2 protein-coding genes, 3 rRNA genes and 4 pseudogenes are annotated in these 17,329 nt (G+C 66.3%); 4 read left to right on the top strand and 5 right to left on the bottom strand.

The window, feature by feature from the left end; all coding sequences use genetic code 11:
• Positions 1-47: 47 nt before the first annotated feature.
• Complete coding sequence (glgP, locus tag LJB74_RS16070) at positions 48-2,618, bottom strand: alpha-glucan family phosphorylase (protein ID WP_259309485.1); 2,571 nt, start codon at positions 2,616-2,618, stop codon at positions 48-50.
• 200 nt (positions 2,619-2,818) lie between these two features.
• Here glgP and LJB74_RS16065 point away from each other — a divergent pair.
• From LJB74_RS16065 to glgB, 4 pseudogenes are all read left to right on the top strand, one after another.
• A pseudogene (locus LJB74_RS16065) lies at positions 2,819-4,868 on the top strand (alpha-1,4-glucan--maltose-1-phosphate maltosyltransferase).
• A pseudogene (treS, locus tag LJB74_RS16060) lies at positions 4,865-6,609 on the top strand (maltose alpha-D-glucosyltransferase). Before LJB74_RS16065 ends, treS begins: the two co-directional pseudogenes overlap by 4 nt.
• A gap of 67 nt (positions 6,610-6,676) precedes the next feature.
• A pseudogene (locus LJB74_RS20940) lies at positions 6,677-6,958 on the top strand (hypothetical protein); the annotation flags it as partial.
• Between the two features lie 1,021 nt (positions 6,959-7,979).
• Positions 7,980-10,426: pseudogene (gene glgB, locus LJB74_RS16055) on the top strand (1,4-alpha-glucan branching protein GlgB); the annotation flags it as partial.
• 176 nt (positions 10,427-10,602) lie between these two features.
• Here glgB and rrf read toward each other — a convergent pair.
• From rrf to LJB74_RS16035, 4 genes are all read right to left on the bottom strand, one after another.
• Positions 10,603-10,719 (bottom strand): 5S ribosomal RNA (gene rrf / locus LJB74_RS16050).
• 77 nt (positions 10,720-10,796) lie between these two features.
• Positions 10,797-13,902: ribosomal RNA gene (locus tag LJB74_RS16045) — 23S ribosomal RNA — on the bottom strand.
• Positions 13,903-14,315: 413 nt separating this feature from the next.
• A 16S ribosomal RNA gene (locus LJB74_RS16040) occupies positions 14,316-15,839 on the bottom strand.
• The 16S, 23S and 5S rRNA genes sit together here, the layout of an rRNA operon.
• Before the next feature lie 545 nt (positions 15,840-16,384).
• Positions 16,385-17,326 carry a tetratricopeptide repeat protein gene (locus tag LJB74_RS16035; RefSeq protein WP_259309483.1) on the bottom strand — a complete coding sequence of 314 codons (942 nt, stop codon included), beginning with the start codon at positions 17,324-17,326 and terminating at the stop codon, positions 16,385-16,387.
• Between the last annotated feature and the right edge of the window lie 3 nt (positions 17,327-17,329).

The raw sequence follows: 17,329 nt of genomic DNA, 5'->3' as shown, positions 1-17,329 counted from the left end.
GGCCCGTTCGGACCGCCCCTGAGGACTGGTGGTTGTCGTGCAACGGGTCACCCGGCGTTGGCGACCAGTCCGAGCTCCGTGACGCCGGCCATCCCCGGGTGCGTCGGGACGATCCGCACCGAGTATCCGAACGGTCCCGAGGTGTCGAGCTCGAGCGGCGCGGCAAAGGCGTACCGCCCGTCCTCGTAGGTCTCGACGTGCGCGAGCGGGAGGACCGAGGTCCGCGCGATCATGTCCGCGTCCGACACCTTGCCGTAGCAGACCTGCACCTCGACATCGGCGGGGGTGAGATTGCCGAGGCTCACGAAGGCGCTCACCTTCATCACGTCGCCGACCTGCGGGACCTCGCCGACGCCTTCGGTCTTGACGTGGTCGACCCGCACGCCCGGCCAGGCGGCCCTGACCCGGGACTTCCACGTCGCGAGCTCCTGCGCCCCGACGTGGCCGGGCCCGTCGAGCGCCCGAGTCGCCAGGGCGGCCGGGGTGTACAGCCGGGTGACGTAGTCCTTCACCATCCGCGTCGCCTGGACCTTGGGTCCGAGCGTCGCCAGCGTGTGCCGGATCATCTCGAGCCAGTGGTTCGGCAGCCCGGCGGAGTCGCGGTCGTAGAACCGCGGTGCGACCGTGTTCTCGAGCAGGTCGTACAGCGCCGCGGACTCGAGGTCGTCACGCCGGTCGGGGTCGTCGACGCCGTCGGCGGTCGGGATGGCCCAGCCGTTCTGGCCGTCGTACCACTCGTCCCACCACCCGTCGAGGATCGACAGGTTCAACGCACCGTTCAGTGCGGCCTTCATCCCGGAGGTGCCGCACGCCTCGAGCGGGCGCAGCGGGTTGTTGAGCCAGACGTCGCAGCCGGGGTACAGCGTGCGTGCCATCGCGATGTCGTAGTTCGGGAGGAAGACGATCCGCCGGCGCACCTCCGGGTCGTCGGCGAACTGGACGAGCTCGCGGATCAGCCCGATCCCCTGCTCGTCGGCGGGGTGCGACTTGCCGGCGACGACGATCTGCACCGGGTGATCGGGGTCGAGCAGAAGGCGCCGGAGCCGTTCCGGGTCGCGGAGCATGAGCGTGAGGCGCTTGTACGTCGGCACCCGGCGCGCGAAGCCGATCGTCAGCACGTCGGGGTCGAGCACCTCGTCGACCCAGCCGAGCTCGGCGGGTGACGCACCCCGATCGGTCCACGAGCTGCGGACGCGGGTCCGCACGTTGTCGACGAGCCGGGACCGGAGGTCGCTGAGCGCACGCCACAGCGTCGCGTCGTCGATCGCGTCCGAGCGCAGCCACCCCTGCCCGCTCGCACGCTCGTCCGCGGTCAGGTGCTCCGCCGCGACGCGCTGGAGGAGCGGGTCGACCCAGGTCGGTGAGTGGACGCCGTTCGTCACCGAGGTGATGGGCACCTCGTCGACGTCGAAACCGGGCCACAGGGGGGAGAACATCCCGCGGCTCACCTTGCCGTGCAGGAGGGCCACGCCGTTCGCACGCTTGCCGAGACGCAGTCCCATGACGGCCATGTTGAAGACGGTCGGGTCACCGCCCTCGAAGTCCTCGGCTCCCAGGGCGAGCACCTTCGCGAGCGGCACGCCCGGCTGCTCGACGCTTCCGCCGAAGTACTCGCTGATCAGGTCGGTCCCGAACCTGTCGATACCGGCAGGCACCGGCGTGTGCGTCGTGAAGACGATCCCGGCGCGCACGGCCTCGAGGGCGGCCTCGAACGTGAGTCCTTCGGACTCGACGAGCTCGCGGATCCGTTCGATGCCGAGGAAGCCGGCGTGCCCCTCGTTGCAGTGGAACACCTCGGGGGCCGGTGCCCCGGAGATCTCCGACCACAGGCGGAGCGCCTTGACGCCGCCGATGCCGAGCAGCAGCTCCTGCTCGAGACGGTGCGCGCCGCCACCGCCGTACAGCCGGTCGGTGACCTTGCGCGCGCTCTCGTCGTTCTCGGCGATGTTCGAGTCGAGCATGAGGAGCGGTACCCGCCCGACCTGCGCACGCCAGATCTGCGCGCGCAACGTGCGGCCGCCCGGGAGGGGCACCTCGACGCGGGCCGGGGCATCGTCGGCCGTACGCACGAGGGTCAGGGGCATCCCGTTCGGGTCGAGGACGGGATAGGTCTCGCGCTGCCACCCGTCGCGGGTGAGCGACTGCTTGAAGTAGCCGCCGCCGTAGAGCAGGCCGACCCCGACGATCGGGACGCCGAGGTCCGAGGCGCTCTTCAGGTGGTCGCCGGCCAGGATCCCGAGGCCGCCGGAGTACTGGGGAAGCACGGCGGTCACGCCGAACTCGGCAGAGAAGTACGCGATCGACGTGGGGAGCCCGTCGCCGGCGCTCTGGTACCACAGCGGTTCGGTCAGGTAGCGGCGCAGGTCCTCGTGCGCCTCCTGGACACGCGCGACGAACACCGCGTCGGCGGCGAGCGCGGCGAGGCGTTCGGGGGCGATGCCTCCGAGGAGGGCGACCGGGTCGCCCGACACCGCCGCCCAGAGCTCGGGGTCCATCGCGGCGAAGAGCTCACGGGTCGGGGCGTGCCACGACCACCGGAGGTTGTGCGCGAGCTCGTCGAGGTCGGAGAGCGCGGTGGGCAGAACGGTCTGGACGGTGAATCGACGAATGGCTTTCACATCCGCGAGCGTACGCAGACCGCACCCGAATTGCACCACCCCGACCGTTCTTGCGATGGCTTGCAGCAACTTGCAGCGCGTTCCTCCGTCCCTGCGACTCCACACACGCACCGACGACACCAGATCGACACGCGAGACGCACCGGCGCGCCCGGGCCCGCCAGGTGCCACAACCCCCACGCTCTGGATAGGTTCAGGGGCGTGACATCGAAGCCCCGCCCCGCACGCCCGGCGCGTCCCCCTGCCCCGGGGCCCGTGCCCCTGGGCCGCATCCCGGTCCTGGACGTCTCCCCGGTCGCCGAGTCCGGGCGGTTCCCTGCCAAGGCGGTCGTCGGCGAGGCCGTGCCCGTCCGCGCCACCGTCTTCCGCGAGGGCCATGACGCAGTCGCGGCGACCGCGGTGCTCGTCGGCCCTGACGGCAAGGACCACTCGTCTGCCCCGATGGTCGCGGTCGATCCCGGTCGAGGTCTCTTCGAGGCACGGCTCGTCCCGGACTCCCCGGGAACGTGGGCCTTCCGCGTCGAAGGGTGGTCCGACCCGTACGCGACGTGGAGCCACGACGCGACGATCAAGGTCGGCGCCGGCATCGACGTCGAGCTGATGCTCACCGAGGGGGCGCTCCTGCTCACGCGTGCGGCCTCCCGTCGCGGGCTGGCCGCGTCGGCGGTGCGTGTGCTCACCGACGCCGTCGCCGCGCTTCGCGACACCTCCCGCCCTCCTCAGGCACGCCTCGCAGCAGCCGTGTCCCCCCAGGTCGTCTCGACGCTGGGCACCGCTCCCCCTGCGCGACATGGTGAGCCCTTCGCCGGCGTACCCGCTGGTGGTCGACCGGCCACTCGCACTCTTCACCGCCTGGTACGAGATGTTCCCGCGGTCCGAGGGCGCGGTCCTCGATCCGACCACCGGGCGGTGGCGCTCAGGCACGTTCGCGACCGCAGCCGAGCGTCTGCCGGCCATCGCCGGGCTGGGCTTCGACGTCGTGTACCTGACACCGATCCACCCGATCGGGACGACCTACCGCAAGGGCCGCAACAACTCCCTCGCACCAGAACCCGGCGACCCGGGATCGCCCTACGCGATCGGCTCGCCGGACGGCGGCCACGACGCGATCCACCCGGAGCTGGGCACCTTCGACGACTTCGACGACTTCGTCGCCACCGCGCGCGGCCTCGGGCTGGAGGTCGCACTCGACCTGGCGCTCCAGTGCTCGCCGGACCACCCGTGGGTGCGCGAGCATCCCGAGTGGTTCACCACCCGCGCGGACGGCACGATCGCCTATGCCGAGAACCCGCCGAAGAAGTACCAGGACATCTACCCGCTGAACTTCGACAACGACCCCGAGGGGATCTACGCCGAGATCCTCCGGGTGATCCACGTCTGGATCGACCACGGCGTCACGCTGTTCCGCGTCGACAACCCGCACACCAAGCCGGTGCCGTTCTGGCAGCGGCTCCTTGCCGAGGTCCGGGCGTCGAACCAGGAGGTCATCTTCCTCTCCGAGGCCTTCACGGTGCCGCCGATGATGCGCGGGCTCGCCCTCGTGGGCTTCCACCAGTCGTACAGCTACTTCACGTGGCGCAACACGAAGAAGGAGATCGAGAGCTACCTGGCCGAGGTCTCGGGTGAGGGCGGCTCGTGGCTCCGCCCCAGCTTCTGGCCGACGACGCACGACATCCTCCCGCCGTACCTCCAGGACGGCGGGGTCGCCGGTTTCGCCGTGCGCGCCGTCCTCGCAGCGACGGGGTCGCCGTCGTGGGGCATCTACTCCGGGTACGAGCTCGCGGAGCGTGTCCCGCGCCCAGGTGTCGAGGAGCAGATCGACAACGAGAAGTACGAGTACAAGCCGCGCGACTGGGCTGCCGCGGAGGAGGTCGGGATCTCGTTGCTGCTCACGCGGCTCAACGAGATCCGCCGTGCCCACCCCGCGCTGCAGCAGCTGCGCAACCTCACCGTGCACCGCACCTCGGACGACGCCCTGGTCTGCTTCTCGAAGCGCGTGCCCGCCGCCAGCTCACCGACAGGTGCGGAGGACACGATCGTCGTCGTGCTCACGCTGGACCCGCACACGACCCGCGAAGGCACGCTGCGCCTCGACCTCGACGCGCTCGGCCTCGGCGGCGGAGACGTCGACCGACGCTTCATCGCTCATGACCTTCTGTCCGGCGACACGTTCGCGTGGGGGCGCGAACCCTTCGTCCGGCTCGACCCCTGGGTGCAGTGCGCCCACATCATCCACGTGAGGACCTCGTGACCGACACCACCCCCACCGCTCGCGTCGCGCCCAGCACCGGGCAGATCGTGCTGCCGTCGAGGCGGCAGCCGGTCGTTCCGGCGATCGAGCGGACCGGGCTCACCGACGACCCCGAGTGGTACCGCACCGCGGTCTTCTACGAGGTCATGATCCGGGCGTTCTCGGACTCCGCGGGCGCCGGGAGCGGCGACCTGCGCGGCCTCATCGCCCGGCTCGACTACCTGCAGTGGCTGGGCATCGACTGCCTGTGGCTGCCACCCTTCTACCCGTCACCGCTGCGTGACGGCGGCTACGACGTCGCGGACTACACCGCGATCGCACCGCAGTACGGCACGGTCGCCGAGTTCACCGAGCTGATCGCCGAGGCACACGCCCGAGGCATCCGGCTCGTCGTGGACCTGGTCATGAACCACACGAGTGACGAGCACCCGTGGTTCCACGCGTCCCGGTCCGACCCTGAAGGGCCCTACGGCGACTTCTACGTCTGGCGCGACACGAACGAGGGCTACCCGGACGCACGCATCATCTTCGTCGACACCGAGACCTCGAACTGGACGTTCGACCCGGTACGTCGGCAGTTCTTCTGGCACCGGTTCTTCAGCCACCAGCCGGACCTCAACTTCGAGAACCCGCGCGTCGTCGAGGCGATGATGGACGTCGCCCGATTCTGGCTGCAGCTCGGCGTCGACGGGTTCCGGCTGGACGCCGTGCCCTACCTCTTCGAGGCCGAGGGCACGAACTGCGAGAACCTCCCGGAGACGCACGCGTTCCTGGCCCGGCTCCGCGCGATGATCGACGTCGAGTTCCCGGGCCGGATCATGCTGGCTGAGGCGAACCAGTGGCCGGAGGACGTCGTCCACTACTTCGGCACGGAGGAGCAGCCCGAGTGCCACATGTGCTTCCACTTCCCGGTCATGCCGCGCATCTACTACGCGCTGCGTGACCAGCGGGCGACCGCGATCATCGAGATCATGGCCGACACCCCGGAGATCCCGGCCGGCGGTCAGTGGAGCACCTTCCTGCGCAACCACGACGAGCTCACGCTCGAGATGGTCTCGACCGAGGAACGCGCCGCGATGTACGGCTGGTACGCGCCCGACTCACGGATGCGCGCCAACGTCGGCATCCGGCGCCGGTTGGCGACCCTCCTCGACAACTCCCGCAAGGAGATCGAGCTCGCGCACGCGCTCCTCCTCTCGCTGCCAGGCAGCCCATGCCTGTACTACGGCGACGAGATCGGCATGGGCGACAACATCTGGCTGCACGACCGCGATGCGGTCCGCACCCCGATGCAGTGGACGCCCGACCGCAACGCGGGCTTCTCGACAGCGGACCCGGGCAAGCTGTACCTGCCGGTCGTGCAGTCGCTCGTCCACCACTTCAACAACATCAACGTCGAGGCACAGCTCGCCCAGCCGACATCCCTGCTGCACTGGGTGCACGGCATGCTCGCGGTCCGCCGACAGCACCCCGCCCTCGGCGCCGGCGCGTTCGTCCAGCTCGTGAGCGACAACGACTCCGTGCTCGCGTTCCTCCGGCGCACCGCCGACGAGACCGTGCTGGTCGTCGCCAACCTCGCCGCGACGGCCAGGTCGGCGACCATCTCGCTGCCCGGTCTCATGGGTGCCCACCTCACCGACGTGTTCGGTGGCGCACCCTTCCCCCGGTGACCGCCCACGAGACCGCCACGTTCACCCTTGGTTCCCGCGACTTCTACTGGCTCGGGGTGACCACCCCGTGACGGGCTGACGGCCGCCCCTGGTCGGACCTGCCACCACGGCACCACACCCCGAGCCCTGGGAGGGCCGATGACGTCGAGCACACCACACGAAGGCCGCCTCACCCCGCTCGCGGCCACGGACCCGGCACTCGTCGGCCTCCTGAGGTCCTGGCTGCCCGAGCGGCGGTGGTTCCCTGCCAAGGGTGACGACGTCGACGTGACGAGCGTCGGGACGATCGCACTCACCGATCCCGACGGCGACGCGCTCGTCCACGTCGTCCTCCTGCGTGCACGCACGAGCGCTCTCGACACGGTGCTCCAGGTCCCTGTGACGTTGCGGGAGCCGGTCGGCGCCGGCGATCTCGACGACACCGCGGTGATCGGCACGATCGGGAAGCCGCCGGTCGTCGTGCGGGACGGGTGCGGTGACCCGGCGTTCATCCGGGCGTGGCTCGCGGTCGCGGTCGGCCCCGACGGCAGCGCCCCACCCTCCACGATCGGGCTGGACGCCGCGCACCCACGGGTCATCGCCGGCGAGCAGTCGAACACCTCCGTGGTCCTTCCCGGTCCCGACGGAGGCGCGATCCTCAAGGTGTTCCGGGCCCTGTCTCCGGGGAACAACCCCGATGTCGAGATCCCCCGGGCGCTCACCGCCGCAGGGTGGTGGCATGTGCCTGCGCCCCTGGGTTGGCTGGAGGCCGGCTGGCTCGACGACGGCGCACCCGCCGTCGGGCATCTCGCGGTCCTGAGCAGGTTCGTCCCCGAAGCCCAGGACGGGTTCGAGCTCGCCTGCGCCATGGCCGGCGACGGGAGGTCGTTCGCGCCTCTCGCCGAGGAGCTCGGTGCCGTGATCGCCGGCATGCACGCGGCCCTGGCATCGGCGATCCCGATGTCCGCCGAGGATGCGTCATCGGTCTCGGCCCGTGTGGTCGCCGACGCCGTCACCTCCCGGTTCGGCTGGGCGTGCGACGCGGTGCCGTCACTCACGGGTTACGCCGACGCCGTGCGGGCCGTGGCCGACAGCACCGCCGCCCTCGTCTCGGTGCCGCCGGCGCAGCGGATCCACGGCGATCTGCACCTGGGGCAGGCCCTGCGTGCCCGTGACGAGTGGTTCCTCACGGACTTCGAGGGCGAGCCCCTGGCCCCGATCGCGACCCGCGCACGACCGGACCTACCGGTCCGAGACGTCGCGGGCGTCCTCCGGTCGTTCGACTACGCGGCCGCGGTCGGGGGGTGCCGACGAGGCGTGGACCCTCGAGGCGCGCGAGGCGCTGCTGCGCGGCTACCGAGAGGCCGTGGGCACCCCCGGACACGATGCCGTCGCCGCGCAACCGATCACCGAGGCGGACGCCCTCGAGATCCTTCGCGCGGTCGAGCTGGAACGCGCCCTCTACGAGGCGGTCTACGAGGCCAGGAACCGGCCGACCTGGGCGCGGATCCCGGCAGCCGCCCTCACCCGACTCCTCGGACCGCCGACGGACTGACGGCTCGTCACACCGGGCCACGGACGTCCTCGTCGGCCGCTGCGCGGGGCACACCGCCTCCCGCACCGCACGGATCGGTCACGGTTCGGCCTCGACCGCACAGACATCGCGCGCCACGTACGCCAGGTCACGCGTGCGGCGCGCAGGAGTGGAAGGGTAGGGACATGGAGCCGCAGCCTGATCTCGCGCCTGTCATCGTCGACCCCGGCACGCTTCACAGCGTCGCGGTCGGCACGCACTACGACCCTCATGCGGTGCTCGGCCCGCACGTCGGCTCGGGTGGGATCACGATCCGGACACTCCGGCCCCTCGCCTCCGCTGTCGTCATCGTCACGCCGGGTGGGCGTACGGATGCCACGCACGAGCAGGACGGCATCTGGGTCGCCGTCGTTCCCGGATCCGACGTCCCTGATTACCGTGTCGAGACCACCTACGACGGCCCGCCGGTGCTCCAGGACGATCCGTACCGGTTCCTCCCGACGGTCGGCGCTCTCGACCAGCACCTCATCCGCGAGGGCCGGCACGAGCAGCTCTGGACCGCCCTCGGCGCGAACATCCGCACGTACCCGAGCGTCCTCGGCGAGGTGAACGGTACGAGCTTCGCCGTGTGGGCCCCGAATGCGGCCGCGGTCCGCGTCGTGGGCGACTTCAACTTCTGGCAGGGCAGCACGCACGCCATGCGCAGTCTCGGCGAGAGCGGGATCTGGGAGATCTTCGCCCCCGGTGTGGGCGTCGGAGCGCGCTACAAGTTCGAGATCCTCGGCCGGGACGGTTCGTGGCGCCAGAAGGCCGATCCGCTCGCGCGCGCCACCGAGGTCCCGCCGGCGACGGCATCGATCGTCACGCAGTCGACGTTCGAGTGGTCCGACGATGCCTGGCTCGCCCGTCGCGCCGCCACGGATCCGCACACAGGCCCGCTGAGCATCTACGAGATGCACGTGGGATCGTGGCGTCCCGGACTCGGGTACCGCGAGCTCGCTCATCAGCTGGCCGACTACGTCGTCGACCTGGGGTTCACGCACGTCGAGTTCATGCCGGTGGCCGAACATCCCTTCGGTGGCTCCTGGGGCTACCAGGTCACGTCCTACTACGCGCCCACGTCACGCTTCGGGACGCCGGACGACTTCCGGTACCTCGTCGACACCCTGCACGCGGCGGGCATCGGCGTCATCGTCGACTGGGTGCCGGCGCACTTCCCCAAGGACGAGTGGGCACTTGCCCGCTTCGACGGCACGCCGCTGTACGAGCACGCCGATCCGCTCCGCGGTGAGCATCCGGACTGGGGGACGTTCGTCTTCGACTTCGGCCGTCACGAGGTGCGCAACTTCCTGGTCGCCAATGCGACCTTCTGGCTCGAGGAGTTCCACGTCGACGGTCTGCGCGTCGACGCGGTGGCCTCGATGCTGTACCTCGACTACTCCCGCAACCCCGGCCAGTGGCGGCCGAACGTCCACGGTGGCCGCGAGAACCTCGAGGCGATCGCCTTCATCCAGGAGACGAACGCCACGGCGTATCGCCGGACGCCCGGCGTGATGCTCATCGCCGAGGAGTCCACGGCATGGCCCGGAGTCACCACACCCACCGATCACGGGGGACTGGGCTTCGGGCTGAAGTGGAACATGGGATGGATGAACGACACCCTGCGCTATCTCGCAGAGGAGCCGATCAACCGCAAGTACCACCATCACGAGGCCACGTCCTCGATGGTCTACGCCTACTCGGAGCGGTTCATCCTGCCCATCAGCCACGACGAGGTCGTCCACGGCAAGGGCTCGCTCCTGGCGAAGATGCCTGGAGACCGCTGGCAGCAACGCGCTGGGGTCCGCGCTCTCCTCGCGTACCAGTGGTCCCACCCGGGGAAGCAGCTGCTCTTCATGGGCTCCGAGTTCGGTCAGCCCGACGAATGGGCCGAGTCCCGCGGTCTGGACTGGCATCTCCTCGATGATGACGGCCACGCCGGCATCCATCGCCTCACACGAGATCTCAACGCCGTGTACCGTGCACTGCCTGCGCTCTGGGCCCTCGACCACGACCCGGCAGGGTTCGAGTGGATCGACTCCCAGGACGCGAACCACAACGTCCTCGCGTACCTCCGCAAGGACGGCACGGGTCAACACGTCGCGGTCGTGGTCAACTTCGCCGGCACCCCTCACGAGGGGTACCAACTCGCCCTCCCGCTTGGCGGCACGTGGACCGAGGTCCTCAACACGGATGCCGAGGCGTACGGAGGCTCCGGCGTCGGCAATCTCGGCACTGTGCATGCCGTTGCGGTGCCTCGCTACGGTCGCCCGTTCTCGGCGACCCTCCGGGTGCCACCGCTCGGCGCCGTCTACCTCCGTCATGACGGCGACTGACGGCCCACAGCACCGTTCGCCCGCCGTCGGCCCGCGCTCCCTCTGGGGTCGGGCCGACTGTCGATCCCCGCGCCACGGAACCACCACGGAGCACGACTGGCACAGCGTCAGTCCCCGTAGCCGGCTGGTGCGGAAACAGAAATAGCCACCCCGTGGGGTGGCTATTTCTGAATGGTGTCCGGCGGCGTCCTACTCTCCCACACAGTCTCCCGTGCAGTACCATCGGCGCTGAAGGGCTTAGCTTCCGGGTTCGGAATGGGACCGGGCGTTTCCCCTTCGCTATGACCGCCGTAACTCTATGGAGATATTCATTCGCGGTTCGCGATCGTATCTCGAGAACCGCACAGTGGACGCGTAGCACCTTGAAAGGTGTGTCAAGTTGTCGGCAAATTAGTACCGGTCAGCTGCGTGAGTCGTTAGTCCTCACTTCCACATCCGGCCTATCAACCCAGTGGTCTCGCTGGGTGCCTCTCGGGGTCAAGCCCCATGGAAACCTCATCTCGAAGCAGGCTTCCCGCTTAGATGCTTTCAGCGGTTATCCCTTCCGAACGTAGCTAACCAGCCGTGCTCCTGGCGGAACAACTGGCACACCAGAGGTTCGTCCGTCCCGGTCCTCTCGTACTAGGGACAGCCCTTCTCAAGTTTCCTGCGCGCGCAGCGGATAGGGACCGAACTGTCTCACGACGTTCTAAACCCAGCTCGCGTACCGCTTTAATGGGCGAACAGCCCAACCCTTGGGACCTACTCCAGCCCCAGGATGCGACGAGCCGACATCGAGGTGCCAAACCATGCCGTCGATATGGACTCTTGGGCAAGATCAGCCTGTTATCCCCGGGGTACCTTTTATCCGTTGAGCGACGGCGCTTCCACAAGCCACCGCCGGATCACTAGTTCCGACTTTCGTCCCTGCTCGACCTGTCAGTCTCACAGTCAAGCTCCCTTGTGCACTTGCACTCGCCACCTGATTGCCAACCAGGCTGAGGGAACCTTTGAGCGCCTCCGTTACATTTTAGGAGGCAACCGCCCCAGTTAAACTACCCACCAGGCACTGTCCCTGGTCCGGATTACGGACCGAAGTTAGATATCCAGAGCGACCAGAGTGGTATTTCAACGTTGACTCCACCGACACTGGCGTGCCGACTTCACAGTCTCCCACCTATCCTACACAAGCCGCACCGAACACCAATACCAAGCTATAGTAAAGGTCCCGGGGTCTTTCCGTCCTGCTGCGCGTAACGAGCATCTTTACTCGTAGTGCAATTTCGCCGAGTTCACGGTTGAGACAGCGGAGAAGTCGTTACGCCATTCGTGCAGGTCGGAACTTACCCGACAAGGAATTTCGCTACCTTAGGATGGTTATAGTTACCACCGCCGTTTACTGGGGCTTAAATTCTGAGCTTCGCCTTGCGGCTGACCCGTCCTCTTAACCTTCCAGCACCGGGCAGGCGTCAGTCCGTATACATCGTCTTGCGACTTCGCACGGACCTGTGTTTTTAGTAAACAGTCGCTTCTCCCTGGTCTCTGCGGCCCTCAAACGCTCCCCCAGCAAGTGGGTTCACGCCTCAGGCCCCCCTTCTCCCGAAGTTACGGGGGTATTTTGCCGAGTTCCTTAACCATGATTCTCTCGATCGCCTTAGTATTCTCTACCTGACCACCTGAGTCGGTTTAGGGTACGGGCGGCTAGAACCTCGCGTCGAGGCTTTTCTTGGCAGCATAGGATCACCCAATATCGCGCATTCGCGCTCACCATCAGCTCTCAGGATATGTGAGAGGCGGATTTGCCTACCTCTCTCCCTACAGCCTTGAACGTGGACAACCACCGCCACGCTGGGCTACCTTCCTGCGTCACCCCTGTTAATACGCTTACCTACTACCAGCTCGGGTCGCGCGCTCCACCATCACCGTCCCCGAAGGGACATACGGACAGCTTCAGGCGCTTAGCATCACCGGGTTCGGCATGGGCGGTTCTTCGCCGGTACGGGAATATCAACCCGTTGTCCATCGACTACGCCTGTCGGCCTCGCCTTAGGTCCCGACTTACCCAGGGCGGATTAGCCTGGCCCTGGAACCCTTGGTCATTCGGCGGACGGGTTTCTCACCCGTCTTTCGCTACTCATGCCTGCATTCTCACTCGTGTGGGCTCCACCACTGGGTCACCCCGCAGCTTCACTGCCCACACGACGCTCCCCTACCCATCCACGCACCTGGACCGAAGTCAGGTTAATGCGTGAATGCCACAGCTTCGGCGGTATGCTTGAGCCCCGCTACATTGTCGGCGCGGAATCACTTGACCAGTGAGCTATTACGCACTCTTTCAAGGGTGGCTGCTTCTAAGCCAACCTCCTGGTTGTCTGTGCAACTCCACATCCTTTCCCACTTAGCATACGCTTAGGGGCCTTAGCTGGTGGTCTGGGCTGTTTCCCTCTCGACTACGGAGCTTATCCCCCGCAGTCTCACTGCCACGCTCTCACTTACCGGCATTCGGAGTTTGGCTAACGTCAGTAACCTTGTAGGGCCCATCGGCTATCCAGTAGCTCTACCTCCGGCAAGAAACACGTGACGCTGCACCTAAATGCATTTCGGGGAGAACCAGCTATCACGGAGTTTGATTGGCCTTTCACCCCTAACCACAGGTCATCCCCTCGGTTTTCAACCCAAGTGGGTTCGGTCCTCCACGCGGTCTTACCCGCGCTTCAACCTGCCCATGGCTAGATCACTCCGCTTCGGGTCTAGAGCACGCGACTGAATCGCCCTATTCGGACTCGCTTTCGCTACGGCTTCCCCACACGGGTTAACCTCGCCACGTACCACTAACTCGCAGGCTCATTCTTCAAAAGGCACGCTGTCACCCCTGCTAGGGAGGCTCCAACGGTTTGTAGGCACACGGTTTCAGGTACTATTTCACTCCCCTCCCGGGGTACTTTTCACCTTTCCCTCACGGTACTTGTCCGCTATCGGTCACTAGGTAGTATTTAGGCTTACACAGTGGTCTGTGCGGATTCACACGAGATTTCTCGGGTCCCGTGCTACTTGGGATCCCCCTCGGGAGGCCACGCCATTTCGTCTACGGGGGTCACACCCTCTGTGCCGGGCCTTTCAATGCCCTTCGACTATGACGCGACTTTCTGACTCCCTGTCGACTCGGCAGAATCAACTGAAAGGTCCCACAACCCCGATCACGCAACGCCTGCCGGCTATCACACGCCATCGGTTTGGCCTCTTCCGCTTTCGCTCGCCACTACTCACGGAATATCTCTTCCTGTCGGTACTGAGATGTTTCACTTCCCGACGTTCCCTCCACACACCCTATATATTCAGGTGCGGGTCACTGGACATGACTCCAGCGGGGTTTCCCCATTCGGACATCCTCGGATCACGGTTCGTTTGCCAACTCCCCGAGGCTTATCGCAGGCTACAACGTCCTTCTTCGGCTCCTAGTGCCAAGGCATCCACCCTGTGCCCTTAAAAACTTGCCACAAAAATCTTACAAAGATGCTCGCGTCCACTGTGCAGTTCTCAAGCTACGAGCGGACCGTGCGATCCCCGGCGCCTGACCCAACCCCCAAAGGAGCCGAACCGGTTCACCCGGACCACGCACACCCGCGCAGCCACCCACCCCAACCCCGAAGGACCGAAGCAGATCGCCCCGAGCAACCCTGCGTCCCCCACCCGGGGAACAGCCGGATCCCTCAGGACCCAACAGCGTGCCAGACCACACCCACCACCCACCCAGGTTCCACCCGCACCCCCGAAGAGACACGACGTACTACCAGACAAGCGCTACGCGCAGCCATAGTTGATGTTCCACCCTTGAGCACCACCCCCGACACATACGGCCGAGGCATGGGCCTGGACACACGCAACCAGTGCGCATGCCAGAGCTCCTTAGAAAGGAGGTGATCCAGCCGCACCTTCCGGTACGGCTACCTTGTTACGACTTAGTCCCAATCGCCAGTCCCACCTTCGACGGCTCCCCCCTCAAGAGGTTGGGCCACCGGCTTCGGGTGTTACCGACTTTCGTGACTTGACGGGCGGTGTGTACAAGGCCCGGGAACGTATTCACCGCAGCGTTGCTGATCTGCGATTACTAGCGACTCCGACTTCATGGGGTCGAGTTGCAGACCCCAATCCGAACTGAGACCGGCTTTTTGGGATTCGCTCCACCTTGCGGTATCGCAGCCCTTTGTACCGGCCATTGTAGCATGCGTGAAGCCCAAGACATAAGGGGCATGATGATTTGACGTCATCCCCACCTTCCTCCGAGTTGACCCCGGCAGTCTCCTACGAGTCCCCACCATAACGTGCTGGCAACATAGGACGAGGGTTGCGCTCGTTGCGGGACTTAACCCAACATCTCACGACACGAGCTGACGACAACCATGCACCACCTGTACACCGACCTTGCGGGGAGCACATCTCTGCACTTTTCCGGTGTATGTCAAGCCTTGGTAAGGTTCTTCGCGTTGCATCGAATTAATCCGCATGCTCCGCCGCTTGTGCGGGCCCCCGTCAATTCCTTTGAGTTTTAGCCTTGCGGCCGTACTCCCCAGGCGGGGCACTTAATGCGTTTGCTGCGGCACGGAACTCGTGGAATGAGCCCCACACCTAGTGCCCAACGTTTACGGCATGGACTACCAGGGTATCTAATCCTGTTCGCTCCCCATGCTTTCGCTCCTCAGCGTCAGTTGCGGCCCAGTGACCTGCCTTCGCCATCGGTGTTCCTCCTGATATCTGCGCATTCCACCGCTACACCAGGAATTCCAGTCACCCCTACCGCACTCTAGTCTGCCCGTACCCACTGCAAGCCCGAGGTTGAGCCTCAGGATTTCACAGCAGACGCGACAAACCGCCTACGAGCTCTTTACGCCCAATAATTCCGGACAACGCTTGCGCCCTACGTATTACCGCGGCTGCTGGCACGTAGTTAGCCGGCGCTTCTTCTGCAGGTACCGTCACTTTCGCTTCTTCCCTGCTGAAAGGGGTTTACAACCCGAAGGCCTTCATCCCCCACGCGGCGTCGCTGCATCAGGCTTTCGCCCATTGTGCAATATTCCCCACTGCTGCCTCCCGTAGGAGTCTGGGCCGTATCTCAGTCCCAGTGTGGCCGGTCGCCCTCTCAGGCCGGCTACCCGTCGTCGCCTTGGTAGGCCATTACCCCACCAACAAGCTGATAGGCCGCGAGTCCATCCCAGACCAATAAATCTTTCCAGACGCTCCACATGCGTGGACGTCTCATATCCGGTATTAGCCGTCGTTTCCCACGGTTATCCCAGAGTCAGGGGCAGGTTACTCACGTGTTACTCACCCGTTCGCCACTGATCAGACAGGGCAAGCCCCATCATCACCGTTCGACTTGCATGTGTTAAGCACGCCGCCAGCGTTCGTCCTGAGCCAGGATCAAACTCTCCGTAAATGTCTATCAGTCACCCCACACCCGAAGACGCGAGGAAACAAACACACGAAGAAGCCCCCCAGGAACAACCCCAGGAGACCATTCAATCTGGCAAGAAGCACACCTGCCCACGGGATGGACAAGCACACTCCCAACCAACACCCACTCCCCCCACACACACCCCGCACAACACGAGACACGCGCAAGAAAAGCAAGCAATTGGCATCAACTACTTGGCACACTGTTGAGTTCTCAAAGATCCGACGCGCACCGTTCTTGGCTCTTCAGCCTGTCTCGGGGCAACCGTTCTAACTTAGCGGAGCGTCTTCCCGCCGTCAAATCCCTTGCGAGATCCTGCAGCGAGTCCGGCTCCTCTGCCTGGACACGCACCGACGAGAGCGACAGAGTCGCTCTGTGGTGTGAACCAGGGGGTGGCCACCCGCGGGACCAGCCATCCTTCAGCGCTGAGCGCTTCCGGTGTCCGTTCCTCCCTGCCGGGCGACATCGAGAACACTACGTGCGAGGCCAGGCACCGTCAAATCCGCATCGGCGCCGGCCCGATCGGCTCAGTACAGGGCGTTCGCAAGCGCCCGTCGTGCACTCACAACACGCGGATCCGAGCCTCCGACCACGTCGAAGAGTTCCACGAGGCGCATCCGCAGGGTCTCTTTGTCCGCCGCCGCCGACCGTGCCACCAGCGTCGTCAGCCGGACGAACGCCTCCTCCACGTGCCCCTCGAGGACGTCGACGTCCGCCGCCTCGAGCTGCGCGGTCAGATCCGTCGGTGACGCGCCCGCTCGTGCACGCACCGCGGCCGGGTCCAGATCGCGGGTCCGGTCCATCAGGCGCACCTGCGCCAACCCCTCGCGCGCGAGGTCGTCACGCGGGTTCTCCCGGAGCGCCTGCTCGTACGCCGCGATGGCCGCCGGAAGGTCGTCCCGTTCGATGGCGTCGTACGCCGCCTGGTGCAACGGCGGGAGAGGCGGCTCGGCCTCCTCCTCGGGTGCGCTCTCTGCCACCGGCCCCGCAGGCGCGACACCGGTGATGCCGTTGGTCGCCGCGGCCTGCAGGAGCTGCCCGATGAGCCCGACGAGCTGCTCAGCGGTCGCCACGCCCTGGAACAGCGGGATCGGTTGACCTGCCAGCAGGGCTACTACTGCGGGGACGCCCTGGACCTGGAACGCGGCCGCGATCTGGGGTTCCGCATCGACGTCGACCCGGACCAGCTGGACCGCACCGGCCTTGGCCTCGACCACGCGTCCCAGGTCACGTGCCAGCTCGATCGACGGGGCGCTGCGCCGCGACCACAGCAGGACGACGACGGGGTACGTCGTCGACGCCTGGACCGCGTCCCCGAACGACGCCGTCGTGACGTCCACGGTGTAGCCACCTGCAGCCGGCAGCCCGCCGGGCTCGCCGGGGGCCGGTGCCGGCGGGGTCTGGAGCGCTGAGAGATCGATCGCGCCCCGGACGTCAAGCTGCGGTCGCGGTGCAGACGGTTGGCTCACGGT

Origin of the sequence: Cellulomonas sp. P24 (assembly GCF_024704385.1) — a bacterium.
GTDB lineage: Bacteria > Actinomycetota > Actinomycetes > Actinomycetales > Cellulomonadaceae > JAJDFX01.
The sequence above is the reverse complement of the archived record's forward strand: the minus strand, read 5'-3'. Positions and strand labels throughout refer to the sequence as shown.